General features: G+C 58.1%; 14 protein-coding genes. 5 read left to right on the top strand and 9 right to left on the bottom strand.

Annotated features, from left to right (window positions below; genetic code table 11):
* Window positions 1-66 precede the first annotated feature (66 nt).
* Genes ACR0MV_RS00790 through ACR0MV_RS00775 form a run of 4 tightly spaced genes read left to right on the top strand, consistent with a single transcriptional unit; the run spans window position 67 to window position 3,547 of the window.
* Window positions 67-1,272 carry a formate dehydrogenase subunit gamma gene (locus ACR0MV_RS00790; protein WP_480700674.1) on the top strand — a complete coding sequence of 402 codons (1,206 nt, stop codon included), beginning with the start codon at window positions 67-69 and terminating at the stop codon, window positions 1,270-1,272.
* A complete protein-coding gene (locus tag ACR0MV_RS00785; protein ID WP_480700672.1) occupies window positions 1,273-2,535 on the top strand; it encodes a c-type cytochrome in 1,263 nt (420 codons plus the stop codon).
* Between the two features lie 13 nt (window positions 2,536-2,548).
* A complete protein-coding gene (locus tag ACR0MV_RS00780) occupies window positions 2,549-2,674 on the top strand; it encodes a hypothetical protein (RefSeq protein ID WP_280636837.1) in 126 nt (41 codons plus the stop codon).
* Entirely contained in the window at window positions 2,675-3,547 is an 873-nt protein-coding gene (locus ACR0MV_RS00775; RefSeq protein ID WP_170421605.1) for a helix-turn-helix transcriptional regulator, read from the top strand.
* On the opposite strand, the gene ACR0MV_RS00770 is transcribed toward ACR0MV_RS00775, so the two are convergent.
* The 9 genes from ACR0MV_RS00770 to ACR0MV_RS00730 all read right to left on the bottom strand — a co-directional run bounded on the left by ACR0MV_RS00770 (window position 3,544) and on the right by ACR0MV_RS00730 (window position 12,591).
* On the bottom strand, window positions 3,544-4,368 hold the full coding sequence (locus ACR0MV_RS00770; RefSeq protein WP_480700670.1) for an ABC transporter substrate-binding protein: 825 nt from the start codon (window positions 4,366-4,368) through the stop codon (window positions 3,544-3,546). The genes ACR0MV_RS00775 and ACR0MV_RS00770 overlap by 4 nt on opposite strands.
* Before the next feature lie 19 nt (window positions 4,369-4,387).
* Complete coding sequence (locus ACR0MV_RS00765; RefSeq protein WP_170421611.1) at window positions 4,388-5,122, bottom strand: ATP-binding cassette domain-containing protein; 735 nt, start codon at window positions 5,120-5,122, stop codon at window positions 4,388-4,390.
* Window positions 5,115-5,828 (bottom strand): ABC transporter permease, encoded by a 714-nt coding sequence (locus ACR0MV_RS00760; RefSeq protein ID WP_170421614.1) that lies wholly within the window; start codon window positions 5,826-5,828, stop codon window positions 5,115-5,117. The genes ACR0MV_RS00765 and ACR0MV_RS00760 overlap by 8 nt, the downstream gene beginning before the upstream one ends.
* A 154-nt stretch (window positions 5,829-5,982) precedes the next feature.
* Entirely contained in the window at window positions 5,983-6,972 is a 990-nt protein-coding gene (locus tag ACR0MV_RS00755; protein WP_170421617.1) for an ABC transporter substrate-binding protein, read from the bottom strand.
* Between the two features lie 58 nt (window positions 6,973-7,030).
* On the bottom strand, window positions 7,031-7,876 hold the full coding sequence (locus tag ACR0MV_RS00750; RefSeq protein ID WP_170421620.1) for an ABC transporter permease: 846 nt from the start codon (window positions 7,874-7,876) through the stop codon (window positions 7,031-7,033).
* Window positions 7,873-8,805, bottom strand: coding sequence for an ABC transporter permease (locus ACR0MV_RS00745; protein WP_480700667.1), 933 nt, complete (start codon window positions 8,803-8,805; stop codon window positions 7,873-7,875). Before ACR0MV_RS00745 ends, ACR0MV_RS00750 begins: the two co-directional genes overlap by 4 nt.
* A gap of 135 nt (window positions 8,806-8,940) precedes the next feature.
* A complete protein-coding gene (locus ACR0MV_RS00740) occupies window positions 8,941-9,738 on the bottom strand; it encodes an ABC transporter ATP-binding protein (protein WP_480700665.1) in 798 nt (265 codons plus the stop codon).
* Window positions 9,739-9,793: 55 nt separating this feature from the next.
* Window positions 9,794-11,248, bottom strand: a complete 1,455-nt coding sequence (gene hydA, locus ACR0MV_RS00735) for a dihydropyrimidinase (protein ID WP_170421630.1) — start codon at window positions 11,246-11,248, stop codon at window positions 9,794-9,796.
* 92 nt (window positions 11,249-11,340) lie between these two features.
* Window positions 11,341-12,591 carry a Zn-dependent hydrolase gene (locus ACR0MV_RS00730; protein ID WP_480700663.1) on the bottom strand — a complete coding sequence of 417 codons (1,251 nt, stop codon included), beginning with the start codon at window positions 12,589-12,591 and terminating at the stop codon, window positions 11,341-11,343.
* Between the two features lie 171 nt (window positions 12,592-12,762).
* Here ACR0MV_RS00730 and ACR0MV_RS00725 point away from each other — a divergent pair, with 171 nt between their 5' ends.
* Window positions 12,763-13,371: a TetR family transcriptional regulator C-terminal domain-containing protein gene (locus ACR0MV_RS00725; protein WP_480700661.1), complete on the top strand. Its 609-nt coding sequence runs from the start codon at window positions 12,763-12,765 to the stop codon at window positions 13,369-13,371.
* The last annotated feature ends 53 nt before the right edge of the window (window positions 13,372-13,424 follow it).

Raw genomic sequence — 13,424 nt, 5'->3', positions numbered from 1 at the left:
CATTGCAAAGAACGGATGACCCGCAACACGCGGGTCATCCCTTTAGGAATTTTGACCGAGGTTCAGATGTTCCGTCTACTCATCGCATTACTGCTGACCGTCACAATGGCCCAAACCGCCATTGCCCAATCTAGCGAAACCGAGGCCCCGCCTGCCACTGACAGGACGTCAACCGGCGGTGCAACCACGCTGGAAGACATCATGGCACGTCAGCGCGGCGAAAAGGTGGATAACACCTATCGGTCTGAAAACACGGGGCAAGGCAACGTCGAAGGCCTGCTGGGTCAATTCGGCCCAAGCGGAGTGGCGTCGGACAGCGATGTGTACCGTGCTTTGCGGTTTGGATCTGCCGACGTAACAGTATCGTCGCGCGGGCCAGCTGACAGTGTTCTGATCCAGGACGGCGGCATGTGGTGGTGGGCGTTTCGCACCGGGCCGCTGCGCGAATACGGCACCTATATCGTGGGTGGTATGCTGGCAATCATAGTGCTGTTCTTCCTTATCCGCGGGAAAATACGGATTGATGGCGAGAAAACCGGCCGCACCGTCACCCGCTTCAACGGTTTTGAGCGGTTCGGACACTGGCTGTTCGCCGGGTCCTTCCTGATCCTTGGAATTACCGGCCTGCTCACCCTTTATGGTCGCGACTTCCTGATCCCAGTCTTTGGCCGCGAGGGCTTTGCCGTCATTGCGCAAGGCTGCAAGTGGCTGCACAACAACCTGGCCTGGGCCTTCATGCTGGGGCTAATCATAGTCACCGTGAACTGGATTGCCCACAACATCCCCAACCGGGTGGACCTGAAATGGCTTGCCGCTGGCGGCGGCTTGTTTACCAAAGGCAGCCACCCGCCCGCTAAGAAATTCAACGCAGGCCAAAAGATCATCTTCTGGGCCTGCATTCTACTGGGCGTCTCAATCAGCCTGTCCGGCCTGTCCCTGCTGTTCCCGTTCGAGCTGCCGATGTTCGCCAAGACCTTCTCGATCGCCAATTCCACCGGTATTCCGCAAATGCTGGGCCTGAACCTTCCGGTGCAGATGTCGCCGCAGGAAGAGATGCAGTACGCGCAGGTCTGGCACGTCATGGTGGCCTACGTGTTCATCGCCATCATCATCGCCCATATCTATCTGGGCTCGGTCGGCATGGAAGGCGCGTTTGACGCCATGGGGACTGGCGAAGTCGAAGAGCAATGGGCGCGCGAGCACCACTCGCTGTGGCTGGAAGAAGTACAGGAAAAAGAGGCCGGGAAAGCAACCGCCTCACCCGCTGAATAGATGCGCGGGCTGGTTCTGGCGCTGGCCCTTGTGCCCCTGCCCGCCTGGTCTGAGTTCTTTACGCTCAAAGGTCATGGCGGGCCGATTATGGGCATTGCTACCGCACCCGATGGCAGGATCGCGACGGCCAGTTTCGACAACTCGGTTGGCCTTTGGACCGACCAATCCCCGGAATGGTTGGAAGGGCACGAGGCCGCGGTCAATTCCGTGGTGTTCAACGGAACTGCGATCTATTCGGCGGGGGATGACTTCACACTCCGCCAATGGCCCGGTGGGCAAGTTGTAGGCCAGCATAAGGGTAAGATCGTTGCTGTTGCAGCCTCAAAAACCCATGTAGCCACGGCCAGTTGGGACGGCACGATAGGTTTGTGGCCTGTCGATGGCTCGCCCCCTACAATGCTGGGTCCAATCGGCAGCGGCGTAAACGACGTTGCATTTACCGCGGACGGTTCCCGGCTTTACTCCGCTGGCGTCGACGGGGCCTTGCGTGTTTGGGATATCAACAGCGGACAGGAGACCGACCGGCTGGTTGAGCATGGGTTTGGCATTAACGAATTGGTCCTGAACCAACAGGACGGCTGGATCGCCTATGGCGCCGTCGATGGCGTGACGCGAATCCTTGATCTGGAAATCAGAGAAGAACGGGATTTCACGCTGGAACGCCGACCCATCCTGGCCCTGGCCCTCAGCCCCGATCGCAGCTTGTTGGCGGTCGGTGATGGCGAGGGCTACATCATGGTGATCGATACCGTCGACTGGCGCATTGCGCAAGATTTCCGGGCCACACTGCGCGGACCCGTGTGGGCGCTGGCGTTTTCCCCGGATGGTCTGAACCTACACGCGGGCGGTATTGATGAGGCGATGTACAGCTGGCCGGTTGAAACGCTTAGCAATCAGGAACAAATGGCTGCGGCTGAGCCCAGCTTTCTCAAGAACCCCGAGGAAATGGAAAACGGAGAACGCCAGTTCGCGCGCAAATGCTCAATCTGCCACAGCCTGACGCCCGACGGGCAGCGACGTGCGGGGCCAACTCTGTTCGGCGTGTTCGGCCGCACGGCGGGCACGCTACCGGAATATTTTTACTCGGACACGCTGCAAGACTCTGATATCATTTGGAATGAAGAAACGATAAACGCTCTGTTTGATGAGGGGCCGGACCACTATATCCCGGGATCGAAGATGCCGATGCAGCGGATCACCGAACACAAGGACCGGGACGACCTGATCGCCTTTTTGCGCCGGGCCACGGCACCGGAAAACTGAGCCGGAGGAGACTATGAAAGCCTTTCTTGCTGCTGTCGCCGCCATGGTGGTCATCACCGTCGCCGCGCCATTTGCACTGCAACAGATCGGGTTCAGCGCCGCAGATGCAGGGTCCGGATCGGCCGTGCGTCTCGACTGAATGTCCGAATATCTCACCACCAAGGAACTGGCCGATCTGCTGCGCATTGGCGAGCGGAAGGCCTATGACCTCGCCTCATCGGGTGAGGTTCCCTGTGTGCGCGCCATGGGCAAGCTGTTGTTTCCAAGGGCTGAGGTAATTGCGTGGCTGAACGCCTCGCGGTCCGGTCCTCAGGTCGCCGAACCACCCCTGCCCCCGATTGTTGCGGGCAGTCACGATCCTCTGCTGGATTGGGCGCTGCGCGAGAGCGGCTCGGGGTTGGCTACATATTATGATGGTTCATTCGACGGTCTGACGCGGTTGAAAGACAGAACCGCGCAAGCAGCCGCGTTGCACATCCATGAGGATGGCGGGTTCAACACCCGGGCTTTGCGCGACGCCTTGGGTGAGGCCCCAGTGGTTCTGTTCGAAGTCGCCCAACGCCAGCGCGGATTGCTTCTGGCTTCGGGCGCGACCGACATCGAGGGGTTTGCGCAGTTGAAGGGACGTCGTGTCATCCTGCGCCAGGACAGCGCCGCCAGCCAACGTTTGTTTGACGCGCAACTGGATGCCCACGGTATGACTCGCGCCGATCTGGACACCCTGCCCACCTGCGCCCGCACTGAAGAAGAACTGGCCATCGCGATCCACGACAGCAAAGCCGAGGCCGGGTTTGGCTTGGGCGCTTTGGCGGGTCTGTACGATCTGGGCTTTGTGCCCACGCATTCGGAACGCTTGGATCTGGCGATCTGGCGCCGGGCCTATTTCGACGACCCGATGCTCAAACTTCTGAGTTTCCTGCACTCCGAGCGGTTCGCGACACGGGCCGCCGAGTTTGGCAGCTACGACCTGTCTGGTCTGGGTACGATCCACCACAATGGAGCCAGCGGTTAACCCTCGGCTTTTGCGTTCGGAAAGAACAACTGCTGGCCGTTCGGCTGGAAAGCCTCGATAGCCGCCTGACCGTCCGGGCCGATTAGCCAATCAATAAAACGCTGGCCCGCCGACGCGCGCACGCGCGGGTGCTTTTCAGGATTCACCAGAATGACGCCGTATTGATTGAACAAGCGCGGATCGCCTTCGACCAGCACTTCAAGGTTTCCGCGATTGCCAAAGGATTCCCAGGTCGCGCGATCTGTTAGGGCATAGGCGTCCATGCCGCTGGCCACGTTCAACGTTGCCCCCATGCCTGATCCTGTTTCGCGATACCACGTGCCCGATGCATCGGCCGGGTCAACGCCGGCGACATCCCAGTGGCGCAGCTCAGCCTTATGAGTGCCGCTGTCATCCCCGCGCGAGGCAAAGGGCGCTTTGGCCTGAGATACTGCGGCCAAAGCCGCCACGATATCCGAACCGCCTTTGACCTTGGCCGGATCCGATTTGGGCCCAACCAGAACAAAATCATTATACATCACGTCAAAACGTTCAACGCCCCAGCCATCTGCGACGAACTGTTCTTCGTCCGCTTTGGAATGGACCAACAGAACATCCCCGTCCCCATTGATCGCATTGCGGATTGCCTGACCGGTGCCAACGGCGACCACGCGCACGTCGATGCCCGTTTCGGCCTCGAACCAGGGAAGGATATGATCCAGTAAGCCTGAATTCTGTGTCGAGGTTGTGGATTGAACCACGATGAAGGGCTCTTCTGCCAATGTGGGGCCTGCAAAAAGGCCAAGGGAAAGCACTACTGCCCGAAAGACATTTCGGATCATTCCGAACTCCAACTTGTTTTTATGTAACCAGCCCGCCTGACAAATACCTGCGCGAGGCTTCGCTATTTGGGGCATCCAAAACCTGACGGGCGTCGCCGTGTTCAACCACATGGCCGCCCTGCATCATTACGATATCCGCTGCCAGCCGCCGAGCCTGTCCGATGTCATGCGTGACCATGACGATCCGCACCCCCCGGCCTGAGGCGCGCAGGATCATCCGTTCGATCATCTGCGTCGCGCCCGGATCCAGCGCGCTGGTGGGCTCATCCAGAAACAATGTGTCAGGCTCCAACGCCAGCGCGCGCAAGATGGCCAGCCGTTGTGCCTCGCCTCCAGATAGCGACCGTGCAGACTGCCGCGCCTTGCTTTCTAACCCGCCTTCGGTCAGCAATTCGGCGATGCGCAGCTTACGGGCGGAACGATGCAGACCCTGGCGTTTAAGAACAAAGTCCAGATTGGCCGCCACCGACCGACGCAGAAGAACCGGCTGCTGAAACACCATCGCTTGCCGCGCCTTATGATCGGCGTTCAGTGGCACCCCGTCCTGTTCGACAATTCCTCTGTCCGGGACGATCAATCCATGCAGGCACCGCAGCAACAGGCTTTTGCCCGCGCCATTCGGTCCAAGGATCAGCGTCGGTCCGGGTCCATCCAATGCCAGATGCGGAACATCCAGCAAGGCTGTGCCGTTGCGCTCGATCTGCACACCGTTCACGACGATATGGCCTGCCATTTCCGAGATAAGATCACGCATGGCGAAGACCCTCCCGCTCGGCTTGCAGGGTAAGCGCACTGACCATCGCGTTTACCGCTATGGCAATGCCAATCAGGATCGCGCCAAGCGCAAGGGCCAGCGCCAGATTGCCCTTTGATGTCTCAAGCGCGATGGTTGTCGTCATGACCCGCGTCACATGGTTGATGTTGCCACCCACGATGATCACAGCCCCGACCTCGGCGATAGCGCGGCCAAATCCAGCCAGCAAAGCCGTGACCAGCGCCAACCGCGCGTCCCATAGCAGCACCGGAACCGACGCCAGCCGGGACACGCCCAGCGATCGGAGCTGTTCCGAATACTCCTCGGCCAGCATCTCGACCACTTGCCGGGTCAACGCGGCCACGATCGGTGTCACCAGCACCACCTGAGCGATGATCATCGCGGTCGGGGTATACAGCAGCTCCAACACGCCCAACGGCCCAGAGCGCGACAGCATCAGATAAACAAGCAGACCGACAACAACCGGCGGAAAGCCCATCAACGCATTCATCAGGATGATCAGAACCCGCCGCCCCGGGAACCGGGCAACGGCCAGCGCGGCACCAACGGGCATCCCGATCAGAGCGGAAATCAAAACGGCAAAGACAGAAACTTTGAGGGACAGCAGCACAATCGCCCATAGCTCTGCATCCCCATTGAGGATCAGGGCAATGGCTGTACTGAATTCTGATGCAAATCCCTGCATTTTCTTCCGTTTCCGTGAGTATTCGAACGAAATGCGTTGTTATTCAAAAGAATTCTACGGCTTTTTGACCTTAAGTACAGACACATTTCCGACAAAAAAAACGGGAAACGCGGCCCCGGTTGGGACCGCGCTGTTTGCATCAATTTGCAGGCAATCAGTTCAGCGCCGCATCCGTGATCTGGTGGGTCCAAGCACCATCCGGTTGCTTGGTAATCACGGGATCGGATCCCCCAGCCAGCAGCGTTGCCACTGTACGCTCAAAGTCTGCCGGATCGAGAGCCCCGTTTGAGCCCGCGGTCAGCTTGGCAATCTCGCCCATCATGCGCTTTTGATGCTCTTCGGTCTGGGCACCAGTCGCGTCATTCTCAAGAACGATCTCTGCCGCTTCGTCGGGGTTTTCCTCAGCGTACTTCCACCCTTTCATAGAGGCACGGACAAAGCGTTCCATCTTGTCCGTGAAGGCCGCATCGCTCAGGTTTTCTTCCAGAACATACAGACCGTCTTCCAGCGTTGCGACGCCCTGGTCCTCGTATTTGAAGGTCACCAGTTCGTCGGGGTTAACGCCTGCGTCAATGACCTGCCAGTATTCGTTGTAGGTCATGGTGCTGATGCAATCCGCCTGACGCTGCAGTAGCGGATCGACGTTGAAACCCTGTTTCAGAACCTCAACACCGCTTTCGCCTTTTCCGCCTGTGTCGATACCCAGCTGGCTCATCCAGCTCATGAAGGGGAATTCGTTTCCAAAGAACCAGACGCCCAGAGTACGGTTCTTTAGGTCCTCGGGCGAAGAAATCCCGGCGTCCTTCCAGCAGGTTAGCATCATACCCGAGCTTTTGAATGGCTGCGCGATGTTCACCAGCGGCAGGCCCTTTTCGCGCGCGGCTAGCGCGGCTGGCATCCATTCGACCGTCACGTCAGCCCCGCCGCCTGCAATTACTTGCGTCGGCGCAATATCAGGACCACCCGGGAGGATCGTGACATCGAGCCCCTCTTCCTCGTAGAACCCTTTGTCTTTGGCGACGTAATAGCCCGCGAACTGTGCCTGCGTGACCCACTTGAGTTGCAATGTCACCTCATCCGCCGCCAAGGCCGAACTGGCGGCCAGGCTAAAGGCGGCTATCGCCCCGCTGAGTAGCTTATTCATCTTCATATCTCCTAGTTGCTGTTGTTGCCCCTTTTCGGGGTCTGTTGAATTCCTTTTGTTATCCACGTTGTGACGGGTGCCAGAAGGTCACCGCTTTTTCGAGCATAGCTACCAAAGCATAGAACAACGTGCCCGCCATGGCAGCCACCGCGATTTCGGCCCAGACCAAGTCGATGGACAGGCTGCCGACGCCGGTCGAAATCCGAAAGCCCATTCCGCGTGTGGGCGATCCAAAGTATTCCGCGACGATTGCCCCGATCAATGCCAGCGTTGTGGCAATCTTCAACCCATTGAAAATGAAGGGCATCGCCGCCGGCAAGCGCAGCTTGATCAGAGTCTGCATATAACTGGCTGCATAGGTCCGCATCAGGTCCCGCTGCATCGCATCCGCCTCGCGCAGACCCTGTACGGTGTTCACCAGGATCGGAAAGAACACCATCACAACGACCACGGCAGCTTTGGACTGCCAGTCAAACCCGAACCAGCTGACCAAAATTGGGGCGATCCCAACGATTGGCAGAGCCGCCACAAAGTTCCCGATGGGTAGCAGGCCACGGGTCAGGAACACCGACCGATCGATCAGGATGGCCGTCACAAAGGCAGCTGAACTGCCGATAGCAAACCCCGTCAGGGCGCCTTTGAAGACAGTTTGTTTAAAGTCCTGCCATAGAATGTCCGTCGAATTCATAAAGGTCTGCGCGACCATCGACGGCGGCGGCAGGATGACTGGCGACACGTTGAAGCCGCGCACCAACCCTTCCCAAAGGATCAGGAGTGTGACACCGAACAGGACCGGCACAAAGACGCGTATGCCTTTCGAATCGTGGTAGATTGATCGAGCCAACCAAACGTTCAACGACCACGCGCCTGCCCAAAAGATCAATGCAAAGATCAGCCAGCTCATGCGCCCATCCCCATTCTTCTAAGGGTTACACGCTGAACGATATCCAGCAGTGTCACCAGAACGCCCGCGAGGATGGCAGCAGCAAACAAAGCAGCCCAGATCGCCAAAGGTGTTCCGAACTGATCCCCGATCAGAATCCGCGCCCCGAGACCCGAGATCGCGCCTGTCGGAAGCTCACCCACAATGGTCCCGACCAAGGCCGCCGCGATACCGACCTTCAGCGAGGTAAACAGATACGGCACCGAGGAAGGCAGGCGGAGTTTCAGAAACGCTTGCAGCCCGGTCGCGTTGTAGGTCTTGAGCAGATCCAACTGCGACACCGCAGGTGATCGCAGACCTTTAACCATCCCAACCAGAACCGGGAAGTAGCACAAATAAGCCGAAATGATCGCCTTGGGCACCCCGCGCCCCTCTATCCCCAATTGAGAACTCAGAACGATAATCATCGGGGCTAGCGCAACAATCGGCACCGTCTGGCTGATGATGGCCCATGGCATCAGGCTCATATCGACCACGCGGGAATAAACAATCGCGACCGCCCCCAGAATGCCGACCGCCGTCCCAAGGACAAATCCCCACAGGGTGGATTGCAGCGTGATCCACCCATGATAGATCAACGACCGTTTGGACATTGGACGGCCTTTTATCACCATTTCCCCGGTGGTTTTCCAAAGCTCCTCACCCACTTGCACAGGCGTCGGCAGGCGTGGGCGGTCCAGATCATAGCCCCGGATGATATGGTCCGAGTTCTGCACCATCAGTATCCAAACTGAAACCTGCTGGCGGTCACGCGACGCTTCGGGGGTGACGGCCTCTCCGGCACGTTCGGCCTGATCCAAAGAAGTACGGATATTCATCGGAGCAACGGCCAGATACCACAGAACGACGATGGCGAGCAGTACAGTCAACACGGCAAAAAACTGCTTCATGCGGGCCGCTCCGTCCGAAAATCACAGCCCGAAACCGAGGCCGGCTTCAGCATTCGACCAGATCGATCGCATTTGCAGGGGTTCATCTGGACGCAACCCTTGGGCGCTGTGCGCCCGCTCCGGTAACTGGGCATCTCAATCATCATAAGAATGCCCCGCCCGCAAGCCGTCACGCACGCGATGCGCAATCTCGATGAATTCCGGAGTGTCGCGTATGTCCAGTGGCCTCTCTTTCGGCAGAGGGCTGTCGATCACATCCGTAATTCTTCCCGGTCGCGGGCTCATAACAACGATCTTGGTGCTGAGATACACGGCCTCGGGAATCGAGTGCGTTACGAACCCGATGGTCTTCTCTGTCCGCGCCCAAAGGGCCAGAAGCTGTTCGTTCAGATGGTCGCGCACGATCTCATCCAATGCGCCAAATGGCTCGTCCATCAGCAGAATGTCTGCATCAAATGCCAGGGCCCGCGCGATACTGGCCCGCTGTTGCATACCACCCGACAGTTGCCAGGGATACTTGCCACCAAACCCATCAAGATCAACAAGTTCCAAGACCTTTCTCACACGCTCTTCCTGTTCGGCGGCCGAGTATCCCATAATTTCCAGCGGCAGTTTAATATTCTTGGCGATCGTCCGCCACGGGTACAGCCCTGCGGCCTGGAAGACATAACCATAAGCCCGGTTACGACGCGCCTCATCCGGGGTCATGCCGTTTACAGTCAGGGACCCTCCGGTTGGTGTTTCCAATGCTGCGATGCACCGCAGGAAAGTGGTCTTGCCGCAGCCCGAGGGTCCGATAAAGCTGACAAAGTCTCCCTTGTCGATGGTCAGGTTCACGTCCTTCAACGCGTGGACCGGGCCGTCATTGGTTTGGAAGGTCAGATCCAGCTGCCTTGCCTCGATAACGGGCTGGGTAGTGCTTTCAGTATTCATTCCATAGCCTTGAAAAGATTTGGCTTTGGGCCGCAGAATGTGCGGCCCGCATTGATCATACGCCCGTCGCCGGAATGCCCGACCGTTCAACCGGCCGCGGCGCGGTCAGCTCTTTCCAAGTGCTCAACGCCTTGTTCACGTGTCCATTGGGTTCACGCGCCACAAAGTCACCATGACCCTCTTGGGTGCGGATCTCGCCATCATGCACGGCCACCTGTCCGCGGGTCAGTGTAAAGCGTGGCAAGCCTTTGACTTCTTTGCCCTCAAAGACGTTGTAATCGATGGCCGATTGCTGCGTGTCGGCGCTGATGGTCTTGGTCTTTTCTGGGTCCCAAACGACGATATCCGCATCTGCACCGACGAGAATGGCGCCCTTTTTCGGATAGCAATTCATGATCTTGGCAATGTTTGTTGAAGTCACCGCAACAAACTCGTTCATCGTCAGACGACCTGTGTTCACACCATAGGTCCACAACATGGGCATCCGGTCTTCCAGACCACCGGTGCCGTTCGGGATCTTGGTGAAATCACCGACGCCATACCGCTTCTGTTCCGTTGTAAACGCACAATGGTCCGTCGCAACAACGCTCAGTGTCCCTGAGTGCAACCCATTCCACAGGCTATCCTGATGCTGCTTATTCCGGAACGGAGGGCTCATAACCCGCCGCGCAGCGTGGTCCCAGTCCTGATGGAAATACTCGCTTTCATCCAGTGTCAGATGCTGGATCAAGGGCTCACCCCAGACCCGTTTGCCCTGCATCTTGGCCCGGCGGATCGCTTCATGCGCATCCTCGCAGGACGTATGCACCACATACAACGGAACCCCTGCCATATCTGCGATCATAATGGCCCGGTTCGTCGCCTCACCCTCGACCTGCGGCGGGCGGGAATAGGCGTGCGCTTCGGGTCCGGTATTGCCTTCGGCCAACAGTTTGGCGCTCAGTTCGGCCACGACATCACCATTCTCAGCGTGCACCATGGCAATCCCGCCCAGTTCAGCGAGACGCTTGAACGAGGCAAACAATTCGTCATCGTTCACCATCAACGCGCCCTTATAGGCCATGAAGTGTTTAAACGTATTGATTCCACGGGTTTCGATAACTGTTTTGATGTCATCAAACACCTGCTCGCCCCACCAGGTCACGGCCATGTGGAAGGAATAATCACAGTTCGCGCGGGTCGACTTGTTATCCCAACGCTTCAGCGCGTCCAGCAGGCTTTCACCGGGATTGGGCAGCGCAAAGTCGACCACCATCGTGGTGCCACCGGCAAGTGCCGCCCGTGTACCGCTTTCGAAATCATCGCTGGAGTATGTCCCCATAAAAGGCATCTCCAGATGGGTGTGCGGATCAATTCCGCCCGGCATGACATAGCAACCGGTCGCGTCCAGCTCTTTGTCACCTTTCAGGTCCAGCCCAATCTCGGTGATCACCCCATCTTCGACCATGACATCCGCCTTGTAAGACAAATCGGCGGTCACAACGGTTCCGTTCTTGATGACAGTGCTCATTTTAATCTCCCTGACGCGGTCTGCGCCGCTTGCTTCATCTGGCTAAAAATACCTCGGGGGAGTCGCCCAGCGGGCGACGGGGGCAGAGCCCCCTATTCCACGATCTCGGCCGTCTCGACGACCGCATGAAACAGAACATCCGCACCGGCGGCAGCCCACTCCTTGCTGATCTCTTCCGCCTCGTTGTGGCTAAGGCCATCTACACACGGACACATCACCATCGCGGTTGGTGCCACGCGGTTAATCCAACACGCGTCATGACCCGCGCCCGAGATGATGTCGGTGTGCGAATACCCCAGCCGTTCGGCCGCATCTCGCACCGCCGCGACACAATCTGCGTCGAAGGTGACCGGATCAAAACCACCTACCGTCTCGAATTCGATCTGCAGTCCCATCTCATCCACGATGTCCTGCGCGGCCACCCGCATTCGGTTCTCCATATCCTGAATCACTTCAAGGTCCGGAGACCGGAAATCGACCGTGAACACAGCTTTGCCGGGGATCACGTTTCGGGAATTGGGAAAAACTTCGATATGGCCCGCTGCGCCAACCGCATGTGGTGCATGAGACCACGCGATTTCGTCTACTTTTTCAAGGATGCGCGCCATCGCCAGCCCGGCATTCTTGCGCATCGGCATCGGGGTTGAGCCGGTATGCGCGTCCTTGCCTGTCACGGTGATCTCGGTCCATCGCAGGCCCTGACCGTGGGTGACAACACCGATATCCTTACCTTCTGCCTCAAGGATCGGCCCCTGTTCGATATGCAGCTCGAAAAACGCGCGCATTTTGCGACCGCCAACCTCTTCCTCGCCACGCCAACCGATCCGCTGCAATTCGTCGCCGAACTTTTTGCCCTCGGCATCCTCGCGATCATAGGCCCAGTCCTGCGTATGCACTCCGGCGAATACCCCCGAGGCGAGCATCGCTGGCGCATAGCGCGTGCCCTCTTCGTTGGTCCAGTTGGTCGCCACAATCGGATGCTTGGTCTTGATTCCCAGATCATTGAGCGTTCGGATGATCTCCAGCCCGCCCAACACGCCCAATACGCCATCATACTTTCCGCCCGTCGGCTGCGTATCCAGGTGAGAACCAACATAAACAGGCAGCGCGTCAGGGTCCGTACCTTCACGGCGCGCAAACATATTGCCCATCTGGTCCAGCCCCATGCTGCACCCGGCATCTTCGCACCACTTTTGAAACAAGGCCCGTCCTTCGGCGTCTTCGTCCGTAAGCGTCTGACGGTTATTGCCCCCTGCAACGCCCGGGCCGATCTTGGCCATTTCCATCAGGCTGTCCCAAAGTCTGTCGCCATTAATCCTGAGGTTTTGCGCCGGAGCTGCCATCTTGTTTTCCCTGTTGCTTGCGATTTGGCTCGCTTTTTGGTGTCTTGATTTGACCATCTGGTCAAACTCACGCTATCACGGGTTCGACATCAGTCAAGAAATTGCATGGTGCCGCCGCAAAATTCGGCATAGTTGGCACCCGCTTGGCCGAAAAAGAGACAACCGGAAAACATGCCAAAAGACCGTGCACCGACCAGAATTCAGAAAAAGAACCGCGCAGCGATTCTCGAAGCAGCCCTGAACGTGTTCTCGGCCCACGGGTTTCGGGGCGCGACTGTCGACCAAATCGCTGCCGAAGCCGGCCTGAGCAAACCGAACCTGCTGTACTACTTCCCGTCGAAAGAGGCGATTCACACCGCGCTATTGTCCGGCCTTCTGGAAACTTGGCTGGCCCCGCTGCATGATCTGGATGCCGACGGCGATCCAATGGAAGAGATCCTGTCTTACACCAGGCGCAAATTGCAGATGAGCCGGGAACTGCCGCGTGAAAGCCGCTTGTTTGCCAATGAACTGGTACAAGGCGCGCCGCGTATCCATGATGCGCTGTCTCAAGATCTCAGACAGCTTGTCGATGAAAAAGCCCAGGTTCTGACCGGTTGGATGGATCAGGGCAAGATCGCCCGGCTACACCCCTACCACTTGATCTTTTCGATCTGGGCGCTGACGCAGCACTACGCGGACTTTGACGTTCAGGTCCGCGCGATTCTGGGCGACGAAGACCCGTTCGAAGGGGCCGAGCCGTTTATCGACACGCTCTATCGGAAGCTTTTGGGGCCATAACACCGGCCTATAACATAGCTGAACAAAACAGATTTTTGTGACTGGCGGATGGT

Source organism: Ruegeria sp. BC3, assembly GCF_056539265.1.
This window is presented reverse-complemented; position numbering and strand designations above follow the sequence as displayed.

Coding starts and splice junctions, on each gene's coding strand:
- ACR0MV_RS00725 (WP_480700661.1), top strand. CDS start 12,763: ATGCCAAAAGACCGTGCACCGACCAGAATTCAGAAAAAGAACCGCGCA.
- ACR0MV_RS00745 (WP_480700667.1), bottom strand. CDS start 8,805: ATGAAGCAGTTTTTTGCCGTGTTGACTGTACTGCTCGCCATCGTCGTT.
- ACR0MV_RS00770 (WP_480700670.1), bottom strand. CDS start 4,368: ATGATCCGAAATGTCTTTCGGGCAGTAGTGCTTTCCCTTGGCCTTTTT.
- ACR0MV_RS00785 (WP_480700672.1), top strand. CDS start 1,273: ATGCGCGGGCTGGTTCTGGCGCTGGCCCTTGTGCCCCTGCCCGCCTGG.
- hydA (WP_170421630.1), bottom strand. CDS start 11,248: ATGAGCACTGTCATCAAGAACGGAACCGTTGTGACCGCCGATTTGTCT.
- ACR0MV_RS00755 (WP_170421617.1), bottom strand. CDS start 6,972: ATGAATAAGCTACTCAGCGGGGCGATAGCCGCCTTTAGCCTGGCCGCC.
- ACR0MV_RS00790 (WP_480700674.1), top strand. CDS start 67: ATGTTCCGTCTACTCATCGCATTACTGCTGACCGTCACAATGGCCCAA.
- ACR0MV_RS00740 (WP_480700665.1), bottom strand. CDS start 9,738: ATGAATACTGAAAGCACTACCCAGCCCGTTATCGAGGCAAGGCAGCTG.
- ACR0MV_RS00760 (WP_170421614.1), bottom strand. CDS start 5,828: ATGCAGGGATTTGCATCAGAATTCAGTACAGCCATTGCCCTGATCCTC.
- ACR0MV_RS00775 (WP_170421605.1), top strand. CDS start 2,675: ATGTCCGAATATCTCACCACCAAGGAACTGGCCGATCTGCTGCGCATT.
- ACR0MV_RS00730 (WP_480700663.1), bottom strand. CDS start 12,591: ATGGCAGCTCCGGCGCAAAACCTCAGGATTAATGGCGACAGACTTTGG.
- ACR0MV_RS00780 (WP_280636837.1), top strand. CDS start 2,549: ATGAAAGCCTTTCTTGCTGCTGTCGCCGCCATGGTGGTCATCACCGTC.
- ACR0MV_RS00765 (WP_170421611.1), bottom strand. CDS start 5,122: ATGCGTGATCTTATCTCGGAAATGGCAGGCCATATCGTCGTGAACGGT.
- ACR0MV_RS00750 (WP_170421620.1), bottom strand. CDS start 7,876: ATGAGCTGGCTGATCTTTGCATTGATCTTTTGGGCAGGCGCGTGGTCG.